At 61.5% G+C, this 25,200-nt stretch carries 26 protein-coding genes; 16 read left to right on the top strand and 10 right to left on the bottom strand.

Annotated features, from left to right (window positions below):
- Window positions 1–16: 16 nt before the first annotated feature.
- Window positions 17–202, bottom strand: coding sequence for a hypothetical protein (locus AADA15_RS08530; protein ID WP_341641132.1), 186 nt, complete (start codon window positions 200–202; stop codon window positions 17–19).
- A gap of 414 nt (window positions 203–616) precedes the next feature.
- Between AADA15_RS08530 and AADA15_RS08525 the strand changes: the two genes are divergently transcribed.
- Window positions 617–1,390, top strand: a complete 774-nt coding sequence (locus AADA15_RS08525; RefSeq protein ID WP_341641374.1) for a lytic transglycosylase domain-containing protein — start codon at window positions 617–619, stop codon at window positions 1,388–1,390.
- 19 nt (window positions 1,391–1,409) lie between these two features.
- Here the strand turns inward: AADA15_RS08525 and AADA15_RS08520 are convergent, their stop codons facing one another.
- Window positions 1,410–1,991 (bottom strand): TetR/AcrR family transcriptional regulator, encoded by a 582-nt coding sequence (locus tag AADA15_RS08520; protein ID WP_341641131.1) that lies wholly within the window; start codon window positions 1,989–1,991, stop codon window positions 1,410–1,412.
- 215 nt (window positions 1,992–2,206) lie between these two features.
- Here AADA15_RS08520 and AADA15_RS08515 point away from each other — a divergent pair, with 215 nt between their 5' ends.
- From AADA15_RS08515 to AADA15_RS08500, 4 genes are all read left to right on the top strand, one after another.
- On the top strand, window positions 2,207–2,398 hold the full coding sequence (locus tag AADA15_RS08515; protein ID WP_341641130.1) for a hypothetical protein: 192 nt from the start codon (window positions 2,207–2,209) through the stop codon (window positions 2,396–2,398).
- A 110-nt stretch (window positions 2,399–2,508) separates the two neighbouring features.
- Window positions 2,509–2,973: a nuclear transport factor 2 family protein gene (locus AADA15_RS08510; protein ID WP_341641129.1), complete on the top strand. Its 465-nt coding sequence runs from the start codon at window positions 2,509–2,511 to the stop codon at window positions 2,971–2,973.
- 29 nt (window positions 2,974–3,002) lie between these two features.
- Window positions 3,003–3,617: a pyridoxamine 5'-phosphate oxidase family protein gene (locus AADA15_RS08505; RefSeq protein ID WP_341641128.1), complete on the top strand. Its 615-nt coding sequence runs from the start codon at window positions 3,003–3,005 to the stop codon at window positions 3,615–3,617.
- Window positions 3,618–3,960: 343 nt separating this feature from the next.
- Window positions 3,961–4,149 (top strand): hypothetical protein, encoded by a 189-nt coding sequence (locus tag AADA15_RS08500; RefSeq protein ID WP_341641127.1) that lies wholly within the window; start codon window positions 3,961–3,963, stop codon window positions 4,147–4,149.
- A 498-nt stretch (window positions 4,150–4,647) separates the two neighbouring features.
- Here the strand turns inward: AADA15_RS08500 and AADA15_RS08495 are convergent, their stop codons facing one another.
- The 5 genes from AADA15_RS08495 to tldD form a co-directional block, all read right to left on the bottom strand.
- The gene (locus AADA15_RS08495; RefSeq protein ID WP_341641126.1) at window positions 4,648–5,277 is read right to left on the bottom strand and encodes a 3-oxoacid CoA-transferase subunit B; all 630 of its coding nucleotides are present in this window, start codon (window positions 5,275–5,277) and stop codon (window positions 4,648–4,650) included.
- Window positions 5,277–5,999: a CoA transferase subunit A gene (locus tag AADA15_RS08490; protein ID WP_341641125.1), complete on the bottom strand. Its 723-nt coding sequence runs from the start codon at window positions 5,997–5,999 to the stop codon at window positions 5,277–5,279. Before AADA15_RS08490 ends, AADA15_RS08495 begins: the two co-directional genes overlap by 1 nt.
- Before the next feature lie 362 nt (window positions 6,000–6,361).
- Entirely contained in the window at window positions 6,362–9,028 is a 2,667-nt protein-coding gene (gene topA / locus AADA15_RS08485; protein WP_341641124.1) for a type I DNA topoisomerase, read from the bottom strand.
- 185 nt (window positions 9,029–9,213) lie between these two features.
- On the bottom strand, window positions 9,214–10,419 hold the full coding sequence (gene dprA, locus AADA15_RS08480) for a DNA-processing protein DprA (protein ID WP_341641123.1): 1,206 nt from the start codon (window positions 10,417–10,419) through the stop codon (window positions 9,214–9,216).
- A gap of 288 nt (window positions 10,420–10,707) precedes the next feature.
- Entirely contained in the window at window positions 10,708–12,129 is a 1,422-nt protein-coding gene (tldD, locus tag AADA15_RS08475; protein WP_341641122.1) for a metalloprotease TldD, read from the bottom strand.
- Between the two features lie 219 nt (window positions 12,130–12,348).
- Between tldD and coxB the strand changes: the two genes are divergently transcribed.
- From coxB to AADA15_RS08420, 11 genes are all read left to right on the top strand, one after another.
- Entirely contained in the window at window positions 12,349–13,188 is an 840-nt protein-coding gene (coxB, locus tag AADA15_RS08470; protein WP_341641121.1) for a cytochrome c oxidase subunit II, read from the top strand.
- Between the two features lie 127 nt (window positions 13,189–13,315).
- Window positions 13,316–14,257 (top strand): heme o synthase, encoded by a 942-nt coding sequence (gene cyoE / locus AADA15_RS08465; RefSeq protein ID WP_341641120.1) that lies wholly within the window; start codon window positions 13,316–13,318, stop codon window positions 14,255–14,257.
- Window position 14,258: 1 nt separating this feature from the next.
- Window positions 14,259–14,429: a cytochrome c oxidase system small membrane protein gene (locus tag AADA15_RS08460; protein ID WP_341641119.1), complete on the top strand. Its 171-nt coding sequence runs from the start codon at window positions 14,259–14,261 to the stop codon at window positions 14,427–14,429.
- Window positions 14,429–15,016 carry a cytochrome c oxidase assembly protein gene (locus tag AADA15_RS08455; RefSeq protein WP_341641118.1) on the top strand — a complete coding sequence of 196 codons (588 nt, stop codon included), beginning with the start codon at window positions 14,429–14,431 and terminating at the stop codon, window positions 15,014–15,016. Before AADA15_RS08460 ends, AADA15_RS08455 begins: the two co-directional genes overlap by 1 nt.
- A gap of 34 nt (window positions 15,017–15,050) precedes the next feature.
- Window positions 15,051–15,860 (top strand): cytochrome c oxidase subunit 3, encoded by an 810-nt coding sequence (locus tag AADA15_RS08450; RefSeq protein WP_341641117.1) that lies wholly within the window; start codon window positions 15,051–15,053, stop codon window positions 15,858–15,860.
- 115 nt (window positions 15,861–15,975) lie between these two features.
- The gene (locus tag AADA15_RS08445) at window positions 15,976–16,650 is read left to right on the top strand and encodes an SURF1 family protein (RefSeq protein ID WP_341641116.1); all 675 of its coding nucleotides are present in this window, start codon (window positions 15,976–15,978) and stop codon (window positions 16,648–16,650) included.
- A 4-nt stretch (window positions 16,651–16,654) separates the two neighbouring features.
- The gene (thrC, locus tag AADA15_RS08440) at window positions 16,655–18,043 is read left to right on the top strand and encodes a threonine synthase (RefSeq protein ID WP_341641115.1); all 1,389 of its coding nucleotides are present in this window, start codon (window positions 16,655–16,657) and stop codon (window positions 18,041–18,043) included.
- Window positions 18,040–19,302, top strand: coding sequence for a M16 family metallopeptidase (locus AADA15_RS08435; RefSeq protein ID WP_341641114.1), 1,263 nt, complete (start codon window positions 18,040–18,042; stop codon window positions 19,300–19,302). Before thrC ends, AADA15_RS08435 begins: the two co-directional genes overlap by 4 nt.
- The gene (locus tag AADA15_RS08430) at window positions 19,302–19,892 is read left to right on the top strand and encodes a GNAT family N-acetyltransferase (protein WP_341641113.1); all 591 of its coding nucleotides are present in this window, start codon (window positions 19,302–19,304) and stop codon (window positions 19,890–19,892) included. Before AADA15_RS08435 ends, AADA15_RS08430 begins: the two co-directional genes overlap by 1 nt.
- 301 nt (window positions 19,893–20,193) lie before the next feature.
- The gene (locus AADA15_RS08425) at window positions 20,194–21,045 is read left to right on the top strand and encodes an MBL fold metallo-hydrolase (protein ID WP_341641112.1); all 852 of its coding nucleotides are present in this window, start codon (window positions 20,194–20,196) and stop codon (window positions 21,043–21,045) included.
- A 42-nt stretch (window positions 21,046–21,087) separates the two neighbouring features.
- Complete coding sequence (locus AADA15_RS08420) at window positions 21,088–22,542, top strand: FAD-binding oxidoreductase (protein ID WP_341641111.1); 1,455 nt, start codon at window positions 21,088–21,090, stop codon at window positions 22,540–22,542.
- Between the two features lie 84 nt (window positions 22,543–22,626).
- Here AADA15_RS08420 and AADA15_RS08415 read toward each other — a convergent pair whose 3' ends face one another.
- The 3 genes from AADA15_RS08415 to AADA15_RS08405 form a co-directional block, all read right to left on the bottom strand.
- Window positions 22,627–23,853, bottom strand: a complete 1,227-nt coding sequence (locus tag AADA15_RS08415; protein WP_341641110.1) for an MFS transporter — start codon at window positions 23,851–23,853, stop codon at window positions 22,627–22,629.
- Window positions 23,854–23,929: 76 nt separating this feature from the next.
- Window positions 23,930–24,409, bottom strand: coding sequence for a fasciclin domain-containing protein (locus tag AADA15_RS08410; protein WP_341641109.1), 480 nt, complete (start codon window positions 24,407–24,409; stop codon window positions 23,930–23,932).
- A gap of 210 nt (window positions 24,410–24,619) precedes the next feature.
- A complete protein-coding gene (locus AADA15_RS08405; RefSeq protein ID WP_192965779.1) occupies window positions 24,620–25,159 on the bottom strand; it encodes an adenine phosphoribosyltransferase in 540 nt (179 codons plus the stop codon).
- Window positions 25,160–25,200 lie beyond the last annotated feature (41 nt).

Below are 25,200 nucleotides of genomic sequence, written 5' to 3'. Positions count from 1 at the left end.
TGCCTGGATCAGGCTATTAGCCGTCGGTCGGAGTTTTGCCGGTCAGGTATTCGCCGGTCGATGCGGTCAGGCTGCTCGCGCCGGACTGGATCGAGGTGTAGACTGCGCCGGCCAGAACGGCCACGGCTGCGGTCAGAACAACCCAGTCAACGGTCACGGCGCCGGAGTCGTCTTTGCGGAAGTTTTTGATGAACTTGATCATGGTGTAGTCCCTCCAAAGGATCTCTGAATTTGCGTTGTCCAACCGTCCTTTGAGTGGGTCTGTCTCTCTCTCTCACCGACCCTGTCCGGCTTGGATGAATACATATAGCCGGGTGAGCGTGGCAGCATTTGGGCCGAAAACCGGAAAGGCGGTCCAATTTTAACGGTTTTTAAAGAAAATCCATAAAGTACTGAATTAGATGTGAAAAAACATTTACGGTTCGTAAATTGGCGTGGCATTTGGGCGGCATGGCCAGTGAAATATGGCGAATATGCCAGATTCTGGCCGGTTGGTCTGGATTCGAAATCCGATTTGGCCGAGTCTTTCGGGCAAAAGAGCAGACTCGCACTCGGGCTAGCAGGCCACGTCATGTCCCCATTTGTTTCATGCACCGCTCTTGCGGCTTTCTTTGGTATGTTGCTGCTCCTGCCTGCGCAGGCGCAGCAGTTACCGAAGCCATTCCCTGACTTCGAAGCCAAACGGGTCAAACCGCCAAAAGAAGGGGCCTCCAAACGTATAATTGTGCAGATTGCACCGCCGCCTGAGGCGCCAGAGGCAACGACCGCAGCGCCGGCGCCTGACTCCGAAGGCTTGGACCAGCGATATGTCTGGTTCTGGAACGAGGTCACCGGAGAAATGGGGGGCATGACCGGAGCGGTTCGCCTGGAACGCGCTCTTTCTGCGTTGAGTTCCCCGAAAGGGGCCGGGGTGGCCGCACCCCGTCTGCAGACCTTGCAGGACATTGTAGCGGCGCATGGGGGGACGATGCTCATGGCCAGTCTAGAGGCACAGGTTTCTCCTGCCTTGACCTTGGCGGTGATCGCAGTGGAAAGCGCAGGCAGGGTGGATGCGGTGAGTTCAGCAGGGGCCCAGGGGCTTATGCAGCTGATGCCGGACACCGCCAGCCGTTTCGGCGTCGCGGACTCCTTCGTCGCCGAGCAGAACATCAGGGGCGGGGTAAAGTACCTCGACTGGCTCCTGCAGGAGTTTGACGGTGATGCGGTTCTGGCGCTGGCGGGCTACAACGCGGGGGAGGGTGCCGTGCGCGAGCATAAGGGGGTGCCACCCTTTGCCGAAACGCGGGATTATGTGCCAAAGGTGCTCGCGGCATACCGCGTTGCGCGGGGCCTGTGCATGACGCCGCCAGAACTCATCACCGATGGCTGCGTCTTTCGACAGGTGAACTAGTCAGGCCAGGGTCCCGACATCACGATTTCCGGATGTGAACCGCAATCAGCGCCCGCGCGGCCTCTTTGGCGTCGGCGGCCGGATCCCCGGCCAGACCGCCCCCGCGCGCCATCACCGCTGAAACGATGGCACCTTCCTTGAGCAAAAGCAGCTGGCGGGCCAGATCGAGCGGTTGATCCGCCCCTGCCTCGGTGGCGAGCTTGGCAAAGTGATCATGGAGGATCTGCTTGTGCGCAGCGGACTGTGCGTGGATCGGGTGGCTGACCTCCTGAAACTCGGCACTGGCCTTGATGAACATGCAGCCGCGGAATTCCGGCTTGCTGAACCACTCGGACAGAGCATCAAACAGGGCCAGCAATTGCCCCTCGGGCGTATCCGACAGCTCTTCGATGCGCCGGTACAGCCAATGGCGGAAGTTCTCGTCCCGAAGACGCAGCACCGCAAGGATCAGCTCTTCCTTGGTGCGGAAGTGCTTGTACATCGAGGTCTTGGACACCCCGGTTTCCGCAACCAGCATGTCCATGCCAGTGGCATGAAACCCGTTGCGATAGAACACATCCAGGGCCTTTCGGACCAGTTCATCTCTTTTGTTGGGGCGCATGATTCGTCTCTTTCTGTACCGATCTGTAAATAAATTGCAGCGATCGGAAAGACAACTGCGACACAGTAAAGTGAACGGTTTCAATGGATTGGATCACGGATCAGCAACTCAGGATCATCACACAACAAATCGTGACTTGCGAAAGAGTACCGATCTGTACAGTTTTGGGTGAGAGATTACTGATCGGTACATACTTCCGGAAAAGGAGACCTTGAATGAGACGATCGTTCCAACCCATCCGCTCTCCCCTTGGTCCTTTCGTGCTGACTGCGGCCATTGCCGTGGCCCAGTTCGCTCCGTCCGACGGAAGGGGGGCTGCCGTTCAGGGGCGTGAACGCCCTGCCGAAGTTGCGCATATGGTCGGCACCTTGCCCGAGGGTGCCCCCATGCAGGTGGCCGCCACCTGACCGGCGGCCACCCCATCCACCCCGGCCTGACCTCCAGAGGTCTCCCCTACATCGCCCGGGCCGGGGTGGCCCTTTTCCTCCTCCTGGTCTTGAAAGAAAGGATCTCCTCCATGCCCCGTCCTCCCCTGCCGCCGTTTGACGCAGACAGCGCCGCCCAAAAGGTGCGTCTGGCTGAAGATGCATGGAACACGCGCGATCCACAGATCGTGGCACCGGCCTATACCGATGACTGCCCCTGGCGGAACCGCGCAGAGTTCGTGACCGGCCACGACGAGATCCGCGCGCTTTTGACCCGCAAATGGGGGCGCGAGATGAACTACCGGCTGATCAAGGAGCTGTGGGCCCATACCGAGAACCGCATTGCCGTGCGCTTTGCCTATGAATGGCTGGACGACAGCGGCCAGTGGTACCGCTCCTACGGCAACGAGAACTGGGAATTCGCCGCCGATGGGCGCATGCAGCGGCGCATCGCGTCGATCAACGATCTGCCGATCCGGGCAGAGGACCGCCTGTTTCATTGGCCGCTGGGCCGCCGCCCCGACGATCATCCGGGCCTGACCGACCTCGGCCTGTGACACTCTCCAATACGAAAGCGAGCCCCACCATGCCCCGTGCCTTTGCAGAAATTGCATTCACCCCCGCCGTGCGCGCCCATCAGGAGCGGATGGGATCGGCCCGCTCTTACGGGCGTTTCCTTGAGATCCCGGAACGTTCCGGCGACCGGATCGGCGTCAACGAGGCGGCCTTCATTGCCGACCGCGACGGGTTCTACCAGGCGACTGTATCCGAAACCGGCTGGCCCTATGTGCAGTTCCGTGGCGGCCCGCGCGGCTTCCTCAAGGTGGTGGATGAAAAGACCATCGCCTATGCCGATTTCAGCGGCAACCGGCAGTATGTCTCGCTCGGGAACCTCACCGAGACCGCCCGTGTCTCGCTGATCCTGATGGATTATCCTAATCGGCGGCGGCTCAAGATCTGGGGCACCGTCGAGGTGATCGAAGGCGCCGAGGCCACCGACAACCTGTTCCCATCAGGCGCGGATGCGATCCCCGAACGGGCCATTCTGATCCGTATCGAGGCCTTTGACTGGAACTGCCCCCGCCACATCCCCGAGCGCCTGACGCTGGAGGAACTGGAACCCCACCTGGCCCCGCTGCGCAAACAGCTGGCCGACCTCAAGGCCGAGAACGATCGCCTCAAGGCAGGCCAGCCCGCCTGAGACTGCGACTGGCCCTGCAAATCCATGATACAGGAGATCGACATGTATTCTCACTTGATCCAACTGCTGAATGTCACTCTGATTTCGGGTGCGATTTCGCTTTCTGCCCTGCCAAGTACTGGAAAGTTCAGTGCCAGCATCACATCCCCGGGACATCATGGCGGATTTTTCTTTTTGTGAGGCGGCACCCCGGGCGGATACCCCGAGGCATCATTTTGTGGCGATCCGGGGCGCCTGCTGACAGGCCCCCTTTTCTTCAAAAGGGTCTTGGATCAGAGCGTTTGGCTATACAAAGCCTGAGAGCCACGGACACGGGCGCGGTCACGTCCTTAGGAAAACAGTCTTGCGTTGGCGCGTCCGTTTGGTGCTGCCTGAGACGGAAATGCTCAGGTGCCTCTACTTCATTGCTCTGCTGTTTATTGCCGCCGCGCCGTTGTCGGCACATGCCCCTTGTTACACCGAGGTGCAGCGCATCGCGGCCCCGGACGGCGCAGTCTACGAACTGAACCTGCCCCAGACCTGGGCAAAGTAGCAGATCCTTGAACAGGCCGGAAAACCCCTGCACACGGCCTACCCAGAGGATATGGGGAAGATCTTTGGTTTCCTTGTAAGATCCGCCACCTGGGCAGAGATCCTGCGGTGTGAAGCAAGCATAATCACATCGTATCCAATCGCGGCGAGTTTGGCCCTGCTCTGGTGGACCGCGATTGCCTCGCTGCTGACACTTACATTCTGGCGCACACGCCTGCCGGAGTGTTGGAGCGCGACAACAGTCATTTGGTCGCTGCTGCGTTTGGGCGCGGCGGCTGGTCTGCTCTATGTCACGCTCGTTGTCTGGGCCTGGGCGCCATATTCGCCATATCTCGCAGGGTTCTTTGCGGTATCCGGCATGCTGTGCGCTCTTGTCCTGACCCGTCCAAGGCGGCATGCGCAAGAGGGCGAGGACCCCGCCGGGGACTGAACATTCGACGCAAAAAGGCCCGCCTCTATTCCCGGGCGGGCCTTTTCATATTCTGCTGCGTGGCTGAGATCAGTCGACGATGGTCGCTTCGGTTGCGGCGCGCAGCTCTTCCTCGGTGACACCCTCGGCCAGCTCAACGATTTTGAGGCCGCCTTCGACCACGTCGAGAACGCCAAGGCCGGTGATGATCCGGTCCACAACGCCCTTGCCGGTCAGCGGCAGGGTGCAGGCCTTCAGAACCTTGCTGTCGCCGTGCTTGTTGGTGTGGTCCATCACGACAACCACGCGGCCGACACCTGCGACCAGGTCCATGGCGCCGCCCATGCCTTTGACCAGCTTGCCGGGGATCATCCAGTTCGCCAGATCGCCATTCTCGGCCACTTCCATCGCGCCCAGGATCGCCATGGCGATCTTGCCGCCGCGGATCATCGCAAAGGACTGCGCGCTGTCGAAATAGGCGGTCTGGGGCAGCTCGGTAATGGTCTGCTTGCCGGCGTTGATCAGGTCGGGATCCTCTTCGCCCTCATAGGGGAAGGGGCCCATGCCCAGCATGCCGTTCTCCGACTGCAGCGTCACCTCGACGCCTTCGGGGATGTAGTTGCTGACCAGCGTCGGGATACCGATGCCGAGGTTCACATACCAGCCGTCCTGCAGCTCCTGTGCCGCGCGGGCGGCCATCTGATTGCGGTCCCAAGGCATTATGCGGTCTCCTTCTGACGAACGGTGCGCTGCTCGATGCGTTTTTCGTGCTCGCCTTTGATGATGCGGTGCACGTAGATGCCGGGCAGGTGGATGTTGTCGGGGTCCAGGCTGCCGGTCGGCACGATTTCCTCGACCTCAACCACGCAGACCTTGCCGCAGGTGGCGGCGGGCACGTTGAAGTTGCGCGCTGTCTTGCGGAACACAAGGTTGCCGGTCTCATCCGCTTTCCAGGCCTTCACGATGGCCAGATCCGCAAAGATGCCGTTTTCCATGATGTAGGTTTCCATGGCGCCATCGGGGCCGGTGGGGAAATCCTTGTGCTCCTTGCCTTCGGCGATCACGGTGCCCACGCCGGTCTTGGTGTAGAAGCCGGGGATGCCGGCGCCGCCAGCGCGCATGCGCTCGGCCAGGGTGCCTTGCGGGTTGAATTCCAATTCCAGCTCACCCGAGAGGTACTGGCGCATGAATTCTGCGTTCTCCCCAACGTAGGAGGAGATCATCTTCTTCACCTGGCGGGTCTGAAGCAGGATGCCGATGCCGAAATCATCAACGCCCGCATTGTTGGAGGCAAAGGTCAGATCCTTGGTGCCAGCGTCCTTGATTGCGTCCAGCAGAAGCTCTGGAATGCCGCAGAGGCCGAAGCCGCCTGCCGCGATGAACATGCCATCATGAAGCAGCCCGTCAAGCGCTTCGGCGGCGTTGGAATAGACTTTTTTCACGGAGTTCTCCCTAAACTGCCAATTGGCAGGGTTCTGCGCCTCGGGCGGGGCAGAGTCAAGAATACGGAGAGAAAGGCGTATTTCTACGGAGTGCCTTGGCGCCCTGTTGCCGCTCACACGGGAATGGTGGCGCTCCCGCGCCCTTGGCCTCCATTGGCTGCGCCAACGCCCGCCGCGGGCTTGGGGCCGGCGCCGCTGGCGCGACGTGGATCTGGGGCATGGGGCCTGCCAAGATTGTAACCGCGCCGCGCCAGCGGCGCCAGGCCCAACGGAGAGGGTTCATTCCGTGAATGTGCACCGAACCGGCGGGAGCCGCCCGTTTTTTGGTCTGCTGGGCCCTTGCCCCTTGCGCGCCGCGCCTCTTAGCTGGCGTCAGGGGCCTTTTTCGCGGATTTCTTCGGAGCGGCCTTCTTGGTGGCCGTCTTTTTCCCGGCAGCCTTCTTGGCAGGGGCCTTCTTCTTGGACTTTCCGGCCTTCTCGGTGATCAGCTGAACCGCCATCTCCATCGTGACATCCTTGGGCTCAACATCCTTGGGAAGGGTGGCGTTCACCTTCTCCCATTTCACATAAGGCCCATAGCGCCCGTCCATGATGCTCACGGCGCCGCCGCTTTCGGGGTGTTCGCCCAGTTCCTTCAGCGCCTTTGCCGCCGCGCGGCGACCGCGTCCCGGATTGGCCCGCTTTTCCGCGAGCATTTCCACCGCGCGGTTCATGCCGATTTCAAAAACGTCCAGCGTTTCCTTGAGGTTCACATAGACCGGCTTTTCCTCATCCGGGCGCTGGTGTGCAATATAGGGGCCAAAGCGGCCAAGGTTCGACTGGATTACGCCGCCATCCGGGTGCTGGCCGATCTCGCGGGGCAGGGTCAGAAGGGTAACCGCCTGCTCCAGACCGATCTCGTTCGGTCCCCAGCCGGGCAGGAAGTCCTTGCCCTGTTTCGGCAGCGAAGAGCGCGGGGGTTTCTTGTTCTCGGGCGTCGCCTCGCCGCGCTGCACGTAAGGGCCAAAGCGGCCGGACTTCAGGTGGATCTCATCGCCGTCATCCTCGCCCAGGATCCGCTCATAGCCTTCGGCGCCTTCGCCTGAAATCGGGCGGGTGTAATTGCATTCCGGGTAGTTGCCGCAGCCGACAAAGCCGCCCGTGCGCGAGGTTTTCAGGTGTAGCTGGCCCGCGCCGCATTTGGGGCAGATACGCGGATCCGTGCCATCCTCTCGCGGCGGGTACAGCTGCGGTGCCAGCGCATCGTCCAGCACGTCCAGCACTTCGGTGATCCTGAGGTCCGAGGTCTCGGCAATCGCGGCCGAAAAGTCGCGCCAGAAGTTGCCCAGAAGCTCCTTGTAGTCCGCCTCACCGGCGCTCACGTCATCCAGTTGTTCCTCCAGCGCGGCGGTGAAATCGTATTCCACGTAGCGCTTGAAGAAGTTCAGAAGGAAGATCGTGACGATCCGGCCTTTGTCTTCGGGGAAGAGGCGGTTCTTGTCCTTGCGGACATATTCACGGTCCTGGATCGTGGTGATCACGCTGGCATAGGTGGAAGGGCGGCCGATGCCCAGCTCTTCCATCTTCTTGACCAGGGTGGCCTCGGTGTAGCGCGGGGGCGGCTGCGTGTGGTGCTGCAGGCCCAGAACGGCGGCATTCTCCGACAGGATCGCGGCGTCCTTGCCCGCCTTTTCTGCCTGCGCCGCAAGAGAGGAGGCAAAGCTCACTTTCTCGCCGTTCATGATCTGCGGCAGGCGCTTGTCGTCCTCGTCCACCACATCATCGCGCCCCTCTTCGTAGACGCGCATGAAGCCGTCGAACAGAACCACCTGACCGGTGGCGCGCAGCACCACCTGCCCATCGTTTGATCCGATATCCACGGTGGTGCGCTCCATCCGGGCGCCTTCCATCTGGCAGGAGAGGGTGCGCTTCCAGATCAGATCATAGAGCTTGCGCTGATCGTCTTCGGTCAGCTTCAGGCTATTGGCGTCGCGGCTCATTTCCGTGGGGCGGATACATTCGTGCGCTTCCTGAGCGTTCTTGGCCTTGTTCTTGTAGATGCGCGGTGATGCGGGCACGTAGTCGGCGCCATAGCGGGTCTCGATCTCGGCGCGGGCGGCCTGGACCGCCTCGGGCGCCATGTCGATGCCATCGGTCCGCATATAGGTGATGTAGCCGGCCTCATAGAGCCGCTGCGCCGCGTTCATGCACTGGCGCGCACCCATGCCGAACTTGCGGCTGGCCTCCTGCTGCAGGGTGGAGGTCATGAACGGGGCCGACGGGTTGCGGGAGGCGGGTTTCGCCTCCACTGATTTCACCAGCAGGTCGCGGCTGGCCACGGCCTGCACCGCCAGTTCGGCTGCGGTGAAATTGGCCAGATCGTATTTGTCGAGCTTGTCGCCGCCCAGAACCGTCAGGCGGGCCTCGAACTCCTGCCCGCGCGGTGTGGAAAGCTGCGCCTTCACAGACCAGTATTCGCGCGGCTTGAATGCTTCGATCTCCATCTCGCGCTCAACGATCAGGCGCAGGCAGACCGATTGCACCCGGCCGGCCGAGCGCGCTCCCGGCAGTTTGCGCCACAGGACGGGGGAGAGGTTGAAACCCACGAGGTAGTCCAGCGCACGGCGGGCGAGGTAGGCCTCCACCAGCGGCATATCCACCTGTCGCGGGTTCTTCATGGCCTCGGCGACGGCTTCCTTGGTGATCGCGTTGAAGGTTACGCGGCTGACGGGCGTGTCCTTCCTGATCGACCGGCGCTTGGTCAGCGCCTCCTGCAGATGCCAGCTGATGGCCTCCCCTTCGCGATCGGGGTCGGTCGCGAGAATCAGTGCGTTGTCGTCCTTCAGGGCATCGGCGATCGCCTTGACGTGCTTGCGGCTGTCGTTTCCGACCTCCCATTTCATCTCAAAGTCGTGGTCGGTATCCACGGACCCGTCCTTGGGAGGCAGATCACGCACGTGACCGTAAGACGCCAGAACGGTGTAGTCGGAGCCCAGATACTTGTTGATTGTTTTTGCTTTGGCTGGGGATTCGACGACAACAACTGGCATTTATGATGGGACCTCTTGAGGGGCGGGTACAGCGCGCTCTATGGCGGGGCAACATGTGGCGTGCAAGGGGAGAATGTCAATGCGGCGGCTTGCAATGCGGTGCCTGCGCCTTCATCGCCGCGCTTTTGATGGGGACATGCCGCAGCATTGGACAATGGTCTGTGCTCTGGGGTGAGGGCGGGGAATCAGTCATCCTTGCGCACGACAGGACGGGTGAGTAGCCCACCGGGCAGGCGATCCACGGTGCCATCGAGCTCCATCTCGGTCAGCACCGACGAGAGATCTTTCGGGGCGACCGCCAGATCCCGGAGCAACTGATCCTCCGGGGTTGGGGAGGGACCCAGGCGGGCGAGGACCTGTTGGTGAAGGGCTGCGGTTTCGCGCAGGCTGCGCCGCTGAGGAGGCGGAGGGGGCAGGTTTGCCAACGCTTCCTTCGGGTGTCGAGCTGTTCCGGCCGGCTGAGGATCCGCAACACTGGCGTGTGGCTCAGCGGTCTGCGGTGGGGGCAGCGCTGCAATCACGTCTTCGGCGTTGCGCACCAGTTGGGCACCGTCGCGGATCAGCAGGTTACAGCCAGACGCACGGGCATCGAAGGGGTGTCCCGGCACGGCAAGCACCTCGCGTCCCAGATCCAGTGCATCGCGGGCGGTGATCAGACTGCCGGATTTGGCAGCGGCCTCGACCACCACGACGGCCTGGGCAAGGCCCGCAATGATGCGGTTGCGTTTTGGAAAATGCCGCGCCTGCGGGGGAAGGCCCATGGGCTGCTCCGAAAGCATCACGCCTTTGTCTTGGATGGCACCTGCCAGGCGCGTGTTCTCGGCGGGATAGATGACATCAACACCTCCGGCGAGGACTGCTACTGTGCCTGATGCGAGCGAAGCTTCATGCGCAGCCGTGTCCACACCGCGCGCAAGCCCCGAAACGACCACATAGCCCATGGCACCGAGATCATGGGCAAGCGCCCGCGCCATACGCGTGCCAAGCGAGGAAGCGTTGCGGGCGCCGACAAGGGCAACCATCGGGTGCTTCAGCAAATTCACATTACCAACCGCCCAAAGGGCAGGCGGGGGATCCTTCATCTGCGCAAGAGCTGCCGGATAGTCGGACGTACCAAAGCACAAAAGCCGCGCTTTGGCGGCTTTTGCGACTTCCATTTCGGCGTCCACCGCTTCGGCAGGGCATATTTCATACCCTTTGATGCCAGCGGAGCGTGCCATTTTAGGCAACGCTGTCAGCGCATTCTGCGCTGAACCATGTTCAGAGAGGAGCCGGTAGAATGTAGCCGGACCTACCCGCCTGGAGCGCAAAAGGCGAAGCCACGAACGTTGCATATCTTCCGTGGTGGGTGGGAGTGGGGGGTGAGTGGAAGAAAGTGCTTCTTCAGTCATCCGTAACTCCGCCTGTTTGCATCCTTAGAATTAACCTTGGTGGGTTAACAGGTGATGAATAGAGTCAAATTTTTCGATCTTTTTCCCATAATGAGATGGTTTGTGTTTATGTATTTGATTTCGCTGTAATTTTTATTATTCCTGATTGGGCTTCCTCGCGTTTTTTGCTGTAGCACAGGATACAGTACAGCAAAAATAGCGTGATTTGCGTGAGTTTCGTGTCCAGTCACCCCCCAAACCCGCTCAATGCGTGCGGTAATCTTTACCTATTTTGGGGCGCCTCTTTACCTAGATTGAAGCGCCACCAACCGTCAGCCCGCCCATCAGCACCGAAGGCTGGCCGACGCCGACCGGGACCCATTGGCCCGCCTTGCCGCAGTTCCCCATTCCGGGGTCCAGTTCCATGTCGTTTCCAAGCGCACGTATCTGTTTCAGAGCTGTCGCACCGTCTCCGATCAGGGTTGCGCCTTTCACGGGTGCACCGACCTTGCCGTTCTGAACGCGGTAGGCCTCGGTGCAGGAGAAGACGAACTTGCCATTGGTGATGTCGACCTGGCCGCCGCCAAAGCCCACGGCCCAGATCCCGTCCTTGATTCCCGCGACAAGATCGGCGGGGTCGGTATTTCCACCCAGCATGTAGGTGTTGGTCATCCGTGGCATCGGCGCATGGGCGTAGCTTTGCCTGCGCCCGTTTCCGGTAGCCTCGACCCCCATCAGGCGGGCGTTCTGGCGGTCCTGCATGAAGCCGACCAGGATGCCGTCCTCGATCAGGGTGGTTTTCTGGCTGGGTGTGCCTTCATCGTCGACGGTGATGGACCCCCGCCGATCCGGGATCGTTCCGTCATCCAGCACGGTGACGCCGGGCGAGGCTATCCGCTGGCCCATCAGTCCCGCAAAGGCAGAGCTGCCCTTGCGGTTGAAATCCCCCTCGAGACCGTGACCGATTGCCTCGTGAAGCAGGATGCCCGGCCACCCCGGCCCCAGCACCACTTCCATTTCCCCGGCTGGTGCGGGAACGGCGTCGAGGTTGACCAGTGCGATTCTAAGCGCTTCACGGGCCTTGGCCTGCCAGTTGACCGGATCGATGAGACCATCAAGGCCAACGCGCCCGCCGCCGCCGGCGGATCCGCTTTCGCGACGCCCATCCTGTTCCACGATGACCGAGACATTGATCCGCGTCATCGGGCGCACATCGCGGACCCGAATGCCGTCGGCGCGCAGAATCTCCACTTCTTGCAAGGAGGCCGCCAGCGAAGCCGAGACCTGAACCACACGCGGGTCCAGATCGCGGGCAAAGGCGTCGATCTCGCGCAGGGTTTCCACCTTGACCGGAAAGGGCAGGGCGCCAATCGGGTCCGAGTCCGTATAGAGGCGTTTGTTGGTGGCCACTGGCGGCTCCGCATATGTGCCGCCGCCGTCGCCGACAGCAAGGCGGGCGGTCTCGGCTGCGCGTCTCAGCGCCCCGATGGAGACATCCGTGGAGTGCGCATACCCGGCCACATCGCCGTTGACTGCACGCAGGCCAAACCCTTCGGCGGCATCATAGCTGGCGCTGCGCAGACGCCCGTCATCAAAAACCAGCGCTTCGGACTTGCGCCGTTCGGCGAAAATCTCCCCATCGTCGGCGCCATCCGTTGCACGGCGCAGGATCGACAGCGCTTCATCCTCGGGGAGACTGGTCTCAAACGGGCGATAGGCGGTGGGTTCCATGGCATTCATCCTCTGTGACGGGGCTGTGATGGCGCGATTTTTTTTGATCTAAATCAAGAAAGCGACGCTTTGCCGCTCGCCTGCCTCTTTATCTGCACGTAGGAATATGATTTTAAGCTGCGACAAAGACAACGGGTTCGGTGCGTTTTCGTGGAATCAAGTTTTCCGGAAAGTGCGGCGGGCAGCAGCAACAACGCGATCAAACGATCAGGACATGACATGAAGAATGCTTTGATGCTTTCGGGCCTTTTTGCTGGCCTCTCGAGCCTTCCAGCCACAGCGCAAGAAGGTCTGGAAACCATTGGTAAGCCGATCGACGGCGGCCTTGGCTTCCAGCCGGCCGCGACCGAACTGGCGGAAGGTATCCATATGCTCGATCACCTGATCCTGGTGATCATCACGGTGATCTGTGTATTCGTGGCGGGTCTGCTGCTTTACGCGATCGTGCGTTTCAACAGGCGCCGGAACCCCGAGGCGGCGTCTTTCACCCACCACACTCCGATTGAAATCGCCTGGACCGTGATCCCGATTCTGATCCTCGTCTTCATCGGCTCCTTCTCTCTGCCTGAACTGTTCCGCCAGCAGGAGATCCCCGAAGGCGACGTCACCATCAAGGTGACCGGCTACCAGTGGTACTGGGGTTATGAGTATGTCGATCACGAGTTTGGCTTTGAAAGCTTCCTGCTGCCCAAGGAAGAACTGGCCAACTACGGCTACAACGAAGACGAATATCTGCTGGCCACCGATACGGCCGTTGTCGTGCCTGTCGGCAAGACCATCGTGATGCAGGTGACTGCAGCGGACGTGATTCACTCCTGGACCATCCCCGCTTTCGGCGTGAAGCAGGACGGCGTTCCGGGTCGTCTGGCCGAGCTGTGGTTCAAGCCGACCAAGGAAGGCATCTACTTCGGTCAGTGCTCTGAACTCTGCGGCAAGGACCACGCCTACATGCCGATCACCGTCAAAGTGGTCAGCGAAGAAGCCTACGAAGAGTGGCTGAATGGCGCGATTGAGGAATATGCGGGCGCACCGCAGTCCTATCAGGTCGCTTCCAACTGATCCTGTTCGGGGCCGCGCGGCGGCCCCTTAGAATGGGCGCTCCTGTCATCGGTGGCGCCCATCGCACTATCTGAACAGCAACACGGGTGCGGTCCACTGCGCATCCCCGATGGCCAAAGAGACTGACATGAGCGACGCAAGCATCAATGCCAGCAACATTCGTGAGAACGAGCCCAGCTTTGGCGACTATTTCGCCCTGCTGAAGCCGCGCGTGATGTCTTTGGTCGTGTTCACGGCCCTTGTGGGGCTGCTCGCCGCGCCGGTTGGCGTTCACCCTGTCATCGGATTTGCGGCGATTCTGTTCATCGCCATCGGAGGCGGGGCCTCTGGCGCGCTCAACATGTGGTGGGATGCCGATATCGATCAGGTGATGAAACGCACCAAGTCGCGCCCCATCCCCGCCGGCAAGGTCGAAGCGGGCGAGGCGCTGAGCCTCGGTCTGGCGCTTTCGGGTCTTTCGTGCATCATGTTGGGGCTGGCGACCAACCTCTTTGCAGGCGCCTTTCTGGCCTTCACCATCTTTTTCTACGTCGTCATCTACACCATGTGGCTGAAGCGGGCGACGCCGCAGAACATCGTCATCGGCGGTGCTGCGGGGGCCTTTCCGCCCGTCATTGGCTGGATTGCCGCCACCGGCACCATGTCGATCGAGCCCTGGTTGATGTTCGCCCTGACCTTCATGTGGACACCGCCGCATTTCTGGGCGCTGGCGCTGTTCATGCGCTCGGATTACGACGATGCTGGCGTTCCGATGCTGACCGTGACCCATGGTCGCCGCGCCACGCGCATTCACATCCTTGTCTACACCATCCTGCTGGCGATTCTGGCTGTGGGCACCGCCTTCTCGGGCATCGGTGGCCCGATCTACCTTGCCGTCGCTGCAGTCCTGAACGCCCTGTTCCTGCATGGCGCCTGGAAGATCTACCGCCGCGATGAAGACGACAGCGAGATCGACAATTTCAAGGTCGAGCGCGCTTTCTTCAAGCTGTCGCTGCTCTACCTGTTCCTGCACTTCGGCGCGATTCTCGTCGAAGCCCTGTTGAAACCCTATGGTCTGGGAGGCTGGTAACATGGCCCTGCGCAAGGAACACGATCTGCACAAACGGCGTCTGGGACGCAACATGGGCGTTGGCCTGCTGCTGGGCGGTTTTGTCGTCTTGGTTCTGGCCCTGACCATGGTCAAGGTGACCTCCACGGGGTTCAAGTTTCCCCAGGCACAATCGCAGACGGAGCAGAACTGATGGCAATTGAAGGTCCCCAGAAAACCGTTCTTCAAACTGTTGGCGTGGTCGTCCTGATGGGTGGCCTGGCCTGGGCCTCGGTGCCGTTTTACGACTGGTTCTGCCGGGTGACCGGCTTTGGCGGCGTCACGGGCGTGGCCGAGCAGGGATCCGACACGATCCTTGACCAGACCATCACCGTCCGGTTCGACGCCTCCAAGGAGCGCGACATGCCGTGGCAGTTCAAACCGGTCGTACGCGAGATGGAGATCAAGATCGGTGAGACGGGTCTTGCCTTTTACGAGGCCTATAATCCGACAGACAAGCCGGTTGCCGGGCAGGCGTCCTATAACGTGACGCCTTATGCTGCCGGCGCTTTCTTCGAAAAGATCGCCTGTTTCTGCTTCGAGGAGCAGGTGCTTGAACCGGGGGAACGGGTGCAGATGCCTGTGACCTTCTTTGTGGACCCGGAAATCGTCGAGGACCGGGACGGAAAATACGTGCATACGATCACGCTTTCCTACACATTCTATGAAATCGATCTGCCCGAGGGCTATGCGGCTCTCGACACCGGTGATAAAGCCGGGGCAGGCACAATCACGAACTAGGCAAGAACTAGGCCGCTAGGTGAGGGACACTTAAATGGCGCACGCTAAAAACCACGATTATCACATTCTGCCACCGTCGATCTGGCCGTTCCTTGGCTCCGTAGGCGGGTTTGTCATGCTGTTCGGCGCGGTGCTGTGGATGCACGGCATCACGGCATGGCTGTTCTGGGCCGGTCTGGCCGCTGTGCTTTACACCATGTTCGGCTGGTGGTCCGAGGTGGTGGCGGAAAGCCGCCAAGGAGATCATACTCCGGTGGTCCGCATCGGCCTGCGCTATGGCTTCATCCTGTTCGTGATGTCCGAGGTGATGTTCTTCTTCGCCTGGTTTTGGTCGTTCTTCAAACACGCCATGTACCCGATGGAAGAATATGTCGGCACCTCCTATGTCGCGCCCGAGATCTATGCCGTGGATGCGTTCCACCTGCCGCTGATCAACACTCTGGTGCTGCTGCTTTCGGGCTGTGCCGTCACCTGGGCGCACCATGCGCTGGTCCACAACAACGACCGCAAGGCGCTGGTTCAGGGCCTGTCCATCGGTATCGTGCTGGGCGTCTTCTTCACCTTCCTGCAGGGCTATGAATACGCGCACCTGCTGCACGAAGGCTGGGCATTTGGCGAGGACGAGTTCTTCTCCAACTTCTTCATGGCAACCGGTTTCCACGGCTTCCACGTGATCATCGGCACCATCTTCCTGACGGTCTGCCTGATCCGCGCTCTGAAGGGGGACTTCACCCCCGAGCAGCACGTGGGTTTCGAAGCGGCAGCCTGGTACTGGCACTTCGTTGATGTGGTCTGGCTGTTCCTCTTCGTGGCGGTTTACGTCTGGGGTACTTCCGGCCTTTAAGGGCAGAATGTAGCGGGTACATGTTTGTGGTTCCAAATTCCGCAGACAGCCCGTAAGAAACGCAGCGCGCGGGGGTATCTCCCGCGCGCTTTTCCATTGGCGAAGCGAGGACGCGATGCGCGGGCTTTTCTTTCTATCCCTTGTTGGCGGTCTGGGCCTTGTTGCGCTTTTGTCGCTTGGGATCTGGCAGCTGCAGCGCATGACCTGGAAAGAGGGCCTTCTAAAGACAATTGAGGCCCGCATCGACGCTGATCCCGTTCCTTTGCCGACGGTCCCGCACGAAGAACAGGACCGCTATCGCGCCGTTACGGTTGCCGGAGAAATCGAGGACGAAGAGCTGCATGTCTTCTGGGTCACCAAAGAGGCCGAGACCGGCTATCGGATCATTTCTCCACTGGTCACAGAAGAAGGGCGCCGGGTCCTGCTGGATCGCGGCTTTATTCCTGCCGCCGCCAAGGATGCACTGCGCACCGCCGGAGCCAGCGCCATCACCGGGAACCTCCTGTGGCCGGATGACGGCGACTGGACGACGCCCGCGCCCGAGGTGGACACCAATATTCTCTATGCGCGCGATGTCGCCTATATGGCCGAACGTCTGGGCACGGACCCTGTCCTGATTGTCGCCCGCACATCCTCTTTGCAGGCGGATATAACGCCCGAGCCGGTGACAAGCGCAGGCATCCCGAACAACCACTTGCAATATGCGATCACCTGGTTTTCGCTGGCCGCCATCTGGGCCGCGATGACTGCCTATTTCCTGAGGCGCAGCCGCGCCAAATCCGAAGGCTGAAGCGATGAAATACATCTCCACCCGTGGCCAGGCGCCCGAGCTGACGTTCGAAGAGGCGATGCTGACGGGCCTCGCCCGTGACGGCGGCCTTTATGTGCCTGCCGAGATCCCGCAGATGAGCCATGACGAAATCGAGGCGCTGTCTGGCCTTTCCTACGAGGAAACCGCTTTTCGCGTCATGCGCCCCTTTCTGGGTGACTGCTTCACCGATGAAGAGTTCCGCGAGATCATCTCCAAAGCCTATGCCGATTTCGGCCATGCCGCCCGCGCGCCCCTGAAACAGCTGGCGCCCAATCACTTCCTTTTGGAGCTGTTTCACGGTCCTACGCTGGCGTTCAAGGATTTCGCCATGCAGCTGATCGGTCAGCTGTTCGAGGTGGCGCTGAAACGACGCGGCGAAAGCGTGACCATCGTCGGCGCCACCTCGGGCGATACCGGGTCTGCCGCGATCGAGGCGTTCCGCGGTCTTGATGCCGTCAATGTCTTCATCCTCTATCCCCATGGCCGCGTCAGCGAGGTCCAGCGCCGCCAGATGACCACGCCTGCGGACAGCAACGTGCATGCGCTGGCGGTCGAAGGGGACTTCGATGACTGCCAGGCGCGCGTGAAGGACATGTTCAACGACTTCGATTTTCGCGACGGCGTGCGCCTTGCCGGTGTGAATTCGATCAACTTTGCCCGCGTGCTGGCGCAGGTGGTCTATTATTTCTCCTCTGCCGTGTCGCTTGGCGCGCCGCACCGCAAGATCAGCTACACCGTGCCCACCGGCAATTTTGGGGACATTTTCGCCGGTTACATCGCCAAGCAGATGGGCCTACCGATCGACCAACTGGTGGTGGCCACCAACCAGAACGACATCCTGCACCGCTGCCTGTCGGGAGAGGGCTATTACAAGGGTGACACCATCCCGTCGATCAGCCCGTCGATGGACATTCAGGTGTCTTCGAACTTTGAGCGTGCCCTTTTCTATGCCTACGGCCAGGACGGCGCTGCCGTCGGCCAGTTGATGGATGAGCTAAAAAATGGCGGCTTTGACGTCTCCCAGGGTGCCATGCAGGCCTTGCAGGAAACCTATGTGTCCGGACGCGCCTCGGAAGAGGAAACCATGGCAACGATCAAATCTGAAGTCGCCGCCTCGGGTGAGCTTCTGTGCCCCCATGGCGCGGTCGGCGTGAAGGTTGCAAACGAGTTGCGCGTTGCCGATATCCCCATGGTGACGCTTGCCACCGCGCACCCGGCAAAATTCCCCGCCGCCGTCGAAGAGGCCAGCGGCATCCATCCGCCGCTGCCGCCCCGCATGGCGGACCTCTATGAGCGGGACGAGCGCGTCACCCGCATCGACAATGATCTGGCCGCCCTTGAGGCGCATATCAGAAAGAACATCGCGAATTGACAGTTCAGCAGCACACACTCGCCAACGGCTTCCGTATCGTCTCGGAACATATGCCGGGGCTGGAATCGGCCTCCATCGGGATCTGGGTGACCGCAGGCGGGCGCCATGAACGCCCCGAGCAGAACGGCATTGCCCATTTCCTGGAGCATATGGCCTTCAAGGGCACAGAAACGCGCACGGCGCTGCAGATCGCCGAGGCGGTCGAGGATGTGGGCGGTTACATCAACGCCTACACCAGCCGCGAGGTCACGGCCTATTACGCGCGGGTATTAAAGGACGATGTGCCGCTGGCGCTGGATGTGATCGGCGATATTCTGCTGAACCCGGTGTTCGACCCGCGTGAGATCGAGGTCGAGCGCGGCGTGATCCTGCAGGAGATCGGCCAGGCGCTGGATACGCCCGATGATGTGATATTCGACTGGCTGCAGGAGGAAAGCTACCGGGATCAGGCGCTGGGGCGCACGATCCTTGGCCCGTCCGAGCGGATCCGGGCCTTCTCGCGCGCCGATCTTGAGGGGTTCGTTGCTCAGCACTACGGCCCGGGACAGATGATTCTCTCGGCAGCGGGGGCAGTGGATCACGACGCTTTGGTGCGCCTGGCCGAGGCGCAGTTCGGCCACATGGCGCCCCGTCCGGTGATGGAGCCGGATGTGGCACGCTTCACCGGCGGTGAGGCCCGGCGTGACAAGGATCTGGAGCAGGCCCATTTCGCGCTCGCCTTCGAAAGCCCCGGCTACAAGGATGACGAGATCTACACGGCGCAGATCTATGCCAGCGCCCTTGGTGGCGGCATGTCTTCGCGCCTGTTCCAGGAGGTACGTGAAAAGCGCGGTCTGTGCTATACGATCTTTGCCCAGGCCGGTGCCTATGCGGATACCGGCAGCGCGACGATCTATGCGGGCACCTCGGGTGATCAGCTGGGTGAGCTGGCCCATATCACCATCGACGAGATGAAACGCGCCGCAGAAGACATGAGCGAGGCGGAGGTGGCCCGCGCCCGTGCCCAGATGAAGGCCGGCATGCTGATGGGCCTTGAAAGCCCTTCCAACCGGGCCGAGCGTCTGGCGCGTCTGGTACAGATCTGGGACAAGGTGCCGTCTCTTGAAGACACGGTTACCCGTATTGATGCTGTGACAGTTCAGGACGTGCGCGCCATGGCCGAGCGGCTGGCGGTTTCAGCGCCTGCGGCGCTTGCGCTATATGGGCCTGTGGGCCGCGCACCGGGGCTGGGGGATCTGCAGGAGAGGCGCGTCGCCTGATGCTACTGTCCCGTCGCAAGGTCCGGCTTGAAACCGAACGCCTGACCCTCAGGCCGCCGGTGCACGGGGATTTCCAGACCTGGGCGTCGCTGCGCTTGCAAAGCAAGGACTACCTGACGCCGTGGGAGCCGGTCTGGGCTTCAGATCACCTCAGCCGTAAGGCCTTCACCAACCGGGTCTACTGGGCGCAGCGCGCAGTTTCATCCGGCACGGCCCTGCCTCTGTTCCTGATCCGCCGCGAAGATCAGGAACTGGTCGGCGCCATCACGCTCGACAATATCCGCCGAGGTCCGGCGCAGGCTGGTACGCTGGGGTACTGGACCGGTCAGCCCTTTGCACGCCAGGGGTATATGGGCGAGGCGATCGGGGCCGTGGTGCATCACGCCTTTGGGAAGCTGGATCTCAGCCGGATCGAGGCCGCCTGCCTCCCGGAAAATGCCGCTTCGCGCGGGCTGCTGGAGCGGTCAGGTTTCAAATACGAAGGCGTTGCGCAGTCTTACCTGCAGATCAACGGCCGCTGGCGCACCCATGTTCTTTATGCCAGCCTGCGCCATGACAGGCGCGGTAAGACGCAGGTCGGCCAAGCGTAACACACTCTATCGAACAGCAAGGGATACCCTCCCGCGAACGCAGGTGCACTGGCTGCGCCGATGCGCCTTGGCGGCCTTGGGCATGGCACCGTGCTACGCACGGTGCAGCGCCGCGCGATGCGCGCGGCGCCGGGCCCAACGGGGCAGGGGTATTCCATGAATACCGCGGTCCGGGCGGGAGAGCTTTAGTGGGCAGCTTTTTGTGTACAGTTTTGATGGGCCAGCAAGCGGGCAGGCAGGGATTGCGATGATTTTGCGCAGGGACCGCTGACAGGCGGGATTCTTGCGCTAAACTTACCGCATGCACTTCCCGGTTCGTCATTTTCTCTTAGCTCTATGCACCGTGATCTTCGCGGCGCCCCTTGCCGCGCAAGAGCGACGGGCGAGTCACTGCATCGCTCTGGCGGAGGCAACGCCAGGGATTGCCTACCTGCACAAGGCGAGCTGGCAGGCGCCTGTACCGGAACATTCGGTGCGCATCCGCTACCTCGCGCATGCGAGCTTTCTGATCCAGACGGAAGGCGGCCTCAATGTGGTGACCGATTTCACCGGCTTCACCGGATCTGCCGATTTCACACCCGATGTTGTGACCATGAACCACGCTCATGAAACCCATTGGACGGCGCATCCGGATCCTGCGATCCCCCACGTGCTGGAAGGCTGGGGCGCCTTCGGAGAGGGGATAGATCATCACCTTGATCTGGGCGAGATGCTGATCCGTAATGTTTCCACCGATATCCGGTCCCCCCACAGCGGCGGGGTGGAGGTCGCGGGGAACTCGATCTTCGTCTTCGAGGTTGCGGGCCTTTGTATCGGGCACCTCGGCCATCTCCACCACATGCCGACGTCTGAGCAGTTTGCGGCTCTTGGTCGTATGGACGTGGTTATGGCGGCGGTCGATGGGGGCATGACGCTGGCCCTGCCGGAAATGGTTGAGGTTCTGCGTCGCCTGCGATCATCGGTGATCCTGCCGATGCACTGGTTCACGGATTATTCGCTGGAGCGCTTCTTGGATCAGATCAGCGGTCAGGCTGGATCAGAGTTCGACGTGGTGCAGCAAGGCGACGCGGAGATCACAGTCTCGATTCGCACCTTGCCTGATCGCCCGACCATTCACGTTCTGCGCCCCTCGTACCTGCGCAAGGACGAATAGATCCTCTTGCCTTGAGCGCCGCGATTGGACATGCAGGGAGACATGACACTTTTCCCTGCCGATACCGCTTTTGCCGCCCGCCTTGCCTCTCAGTTGCCCGAGGGCGTATTGCGCCAGCCCGAACCACGCTACCTTGAAGAGCCGCGCGGGCGCTATCAGGGGCAGGCCGGGCTTCTGGCGCTGCCGCGCACTACAGAAGAGGTCGCCAAACTGATCCGCGCCGCCAACGAGGCCCGTGTGCCCGTCGTGCCATATGGTGGCGGCACCGGTCTGGTCGGGGGGCAGATCATGCCGGGCGGTCCGGCACCGCTTCTGCTGTCGCTGGAGAAGATGAATGCGATCCGCGCTGTCCATCCCGAGGAAAACGTCCTGATCGCCGAAGCGGGGGCGGTGCTGGCGGATGTGCAGGCTGCTGCTGCGGCGGCGGACAGGCTGTTTCCGCTCTCTCTTGCGGCCGAAGGCTCGGCCCGGATCGGCGGGAACCTTGCGACCAATGCAGGCGGTGTGAATGTGCTGCGCTATGGCAATGCGCGCGATCTGTGCCTCGGCCTTGAGGCGGTGCTGCCGAGCGGTGAGATCTGGCACGGACTTTCGCGTCTGCGAAAGGACAACACCGGCTACGACCTGCGCAACCTGTTGATCGGCGCCGAGGGGACGCTGGGGGTGATCACGGCGGCTTCGCTGAAGCTGTCGCCGATTCCGGCGGGGCGTGGCACGGCCATTTTTGTCGTTCCATCACCGCAGGGGGCGATCGCTCTGTTGTCGCTGGCGCGGGACACGCTGGGCGAGGGGATCAGCGCCTTTGAGCTGATGCACCGGCAGGGGCTGGACTTCCTCGCCGAGACCTTGCCTCAGGTGCGCCAGCCGTTTGAAACTGCGCCGGAATGGTGCGTGTTGATTGAGCTGGGCCTTGCGCGTGGGCTGGATCCCGAGGCAGCGCTGGCGGATCTTTTCGAGGCCGCGATGGAGGCCGAGCTGACACTGGACGGTGTGATTGCACAGTCTGAAGCGCAGCGTGACGAGTTGTGGGCCGTGCGCGAAATGATCCCTGAGGCCAACCGCCTGATCGGCTCTGTTTCGAGCCATGACATCTCGGTGCCGATTTCAGCGATCCCAGACTTCATTGCACGCGGTGGAGAGGCCATTGCATCGCTGGGCGACGGTGACATGCGGATCAACTGCTTTGGCCATCTTGGCGATGGAAATCTGCACTACAATGTCTTCCCCGCGCCGGGAAAGTCGCGCAAGGACCATGAGCACCTGCGCGATGAGGTGAAGCGGACAGTGCATGATCTCGTACACGCGTTTGAAGGATCGGTCAGCGCGGAACACGGTATTGGTCGTCTCAAGACTGGTGATCTGGAGCGCTACGGTGATCCCGTGAAGCTGGCGGCGATGCGCGCCATAAAGACTGCGCTGGATCCACATGGCATCATGAACCCAGGGGCCGTTCTGCGACAGGCCGACCGGGAAACAAGCGCTCCCGCGCCCGCTTGATCCGGCTGTGCCAGACCCCTGGCGGCCTTGGGCCCGGCAGCGGGCTTTGCCCGCTGTGCGCCGGTTGCCTTGGCGGCGGGCGTTTCAGATGGCGCTTGCTGCGGCCGAAGGGCGACGTGGGCGGCTGCGCATCAAAAGCAGACCGATGATCAGGATGTTGAGCCCGTTCCAGATGATGCCATTGATAAAGGCCATCTGATAGCTGCCGGTCACATCATAGATCCAGCCCGACATCCAGCCCCCTAGCGCCATGCCAAGGATGGTCATCATCATCACGAAACCGACGCGGGCCCCGGCCTCTTTCGGGGGCATGTATTCGCGCACCACCAGAGCGTAGCTTGGCACGATCCCGCCCTGGGCAAGGCCGAACAGCGCGCTCACCAGGTAAAGCGGAACCATGCCGTCGAAAGGCAGGTAGAAGAACAGCGCGATGCACTGCAGAACCGATCCGATCAGAAGGATCATCACGCCCCCCAGCCGATCGGCGGCGAGCCCTGAGATGATCCGGCTGACCACACCGCCCAAAAGCATCAGGGACAGCATTTCGGCTCCCACCGCCGGGCCGTAGCCAAGCCCGACGCAATAGGCGACGATATGTACCTGGGGCATCGACATGGCCACACAGCAGCCGATCCCGGCAAGCCCCAGGAGCCATTGCAGCGCGCGTGGTGACAGGCCGACGCTGCGGGCCTTGAGCGCCGAGGCCGCATCTGAAGCGGCATAGGCCTCAGCCGGGACACGGCGGCGCAGCATCAGTGCGAGAGGAATCACCACGATGACAGTGACTGCGGCCAGGGCGTAATAGACCATACGCCAGCCGCCGGTCTCCAAGACGTCGGCCAGTAGAGTTGGCCAGATGGCGCCTGAGAGGTAATTGCCGCTGGCCACCAGCGCGACTGCAATCCCGCGTCGCCGCAGGAACCAGTGCGAGATGTCTGCAATGAGCGGGCCAAAGCCTGCAGCTGTACCAAGACCAAGCAGCAGGTGTGTGAGAGACAGCACCACCATGGTCGGAGCAAGAGTGGACAGGACATAGCCCGATACCGTCGCCACAACCGCGCCAATGAGGGCAAGCGTGATGCCGAAGCGGTCAACGAGCCGCCCGATCAGCAGGTTGCCAAGGGCAAAGCCCACCATGGTCAGGGTATAGGGCATCGAGGATTCGGCGCGTCCGGCGCCAAACTCCGCCTCAACCGCGGGCATGATCACGATGATCGCCCACATGCCCACGTTGGCCACCGTTGCAATGGCGAGCGTTACCAGCAGGCGGAGCCAGGAATAGCGGCTGTCAAGGATATCGGACGTGGTCATGTCGGCACGCTAGGGCGCGTGCCGACGGCCTGCAACAGAATTCGCCGGACAGTGCCCGGCGCAGGTTTGTCAGGGCTTACTTGGGCAGGATCACCTTGTCGATCACATGGATCACGCCGTTGTCTGCTTCGATATCGGCGGTGACGACGCTGGCGTCATTGATCATGACCCCGTTGTCCAGATCGATCATGATGTTGCCGCCCTGAACGGTGGTCGCGCTCATGTCATCGCTCAGGTCGGTGGACATGACCTTGCCCGGTACGACGTGGTAGGTGAGGATAGCAATCAGCTGGTCCTTGTTTTCAGGCTTCAGCAGCTCCTCGACAGTCCCTTCGGGCAGGGCGGCAAAGGCGGCGTCAGTGGGCGCGAACACGGTGAAGGGGCCTTCGCCCTTCAGGGTGACCACGAGGCCTGCCGCCTGAACGGCTGCGACCAGCGTGGTGAAGTCTCCGGCGCCGACGGCGGTGTCGACGATATCCTTGGAATGACCGCCGGCGAAAGCCGCACCGGCCATGAAGAGTGTCGCTGCGGTTGTCGTCATCATCTTGCGGAACATCTGGGTTTCCTCTCTGTTTCGATTGCAAGACGCCCTCAAAGGCATCGATTGGACTACGGCAGAGGTCTTGTTGCAGATGTGGCGGATTTCAGCTGGTCGGGCTTTGACAAAAAGGCCGCCAGAGCTAAGCTCGGCGACCTTTGGGTTTCCAGTAAACACTATGTGATTACAGTGTGATGATCCTGTTATCGGAGCGGCTGATCCGGGGTGCTATTCGCCCTCGAATTCGCAAAGGACGTGGACATCCATGCCCATATCCTCGAGCCGCTTGCGCCCGCCCAGATCGGGCAGATCGACGATGAAACAGCAGGAGACGATCTCGCCGCCAAGTCGCTCGATCAGCTTGATTCCGGCGCCAGCGGTGCCGCCTGTCGCCAGAAGATCATCAACCACCAGCACCTTTTCACCGGGCTGGATGGCGTCGTCGTGGATTTCGACGATAGCCTCTCCATATTCCAGCTGGTACTCTTCACTGATGGTGGTGCCGGGCAGTTTGCCCTTCTTGCGGATCGGCACGAAGCCGACGCTCAGCTGGTGGGCGATTGCGCCGCCCAGGATGAAACCACGTGCTTCAAGGCCGACCACCTTGTCGATCCGCTCGCCTGCATAGGGGTGGAGCATCTGATCGATCGCCATGCGAAAGCCGCGCGGGTCGGCAAAGAGCGTGGTTACATCGCGGAACATGATCCCCTCGTGCGGGAAATCGACGATGGTGCGGATGTAGTCCTTGACGGCGGTCTTCTTGGGCATGGAGGGCTCCTGCTTGCGGGAACGATTGACGTGTGGTCTTG

Source organism: Phycobacter sedimenti (assembly GCF_038148855.1).
Taxonomy (GTDB): Bacteria; Pseudomonadota; Alphaproteobacteria; order Rhodobacterales; family Rhodobacteraceae; genus Phycobacter; species Phycobacter sedimenti.
This window is presented reverse-complemented; position numbering and strand designations above follow the sequence as displayed.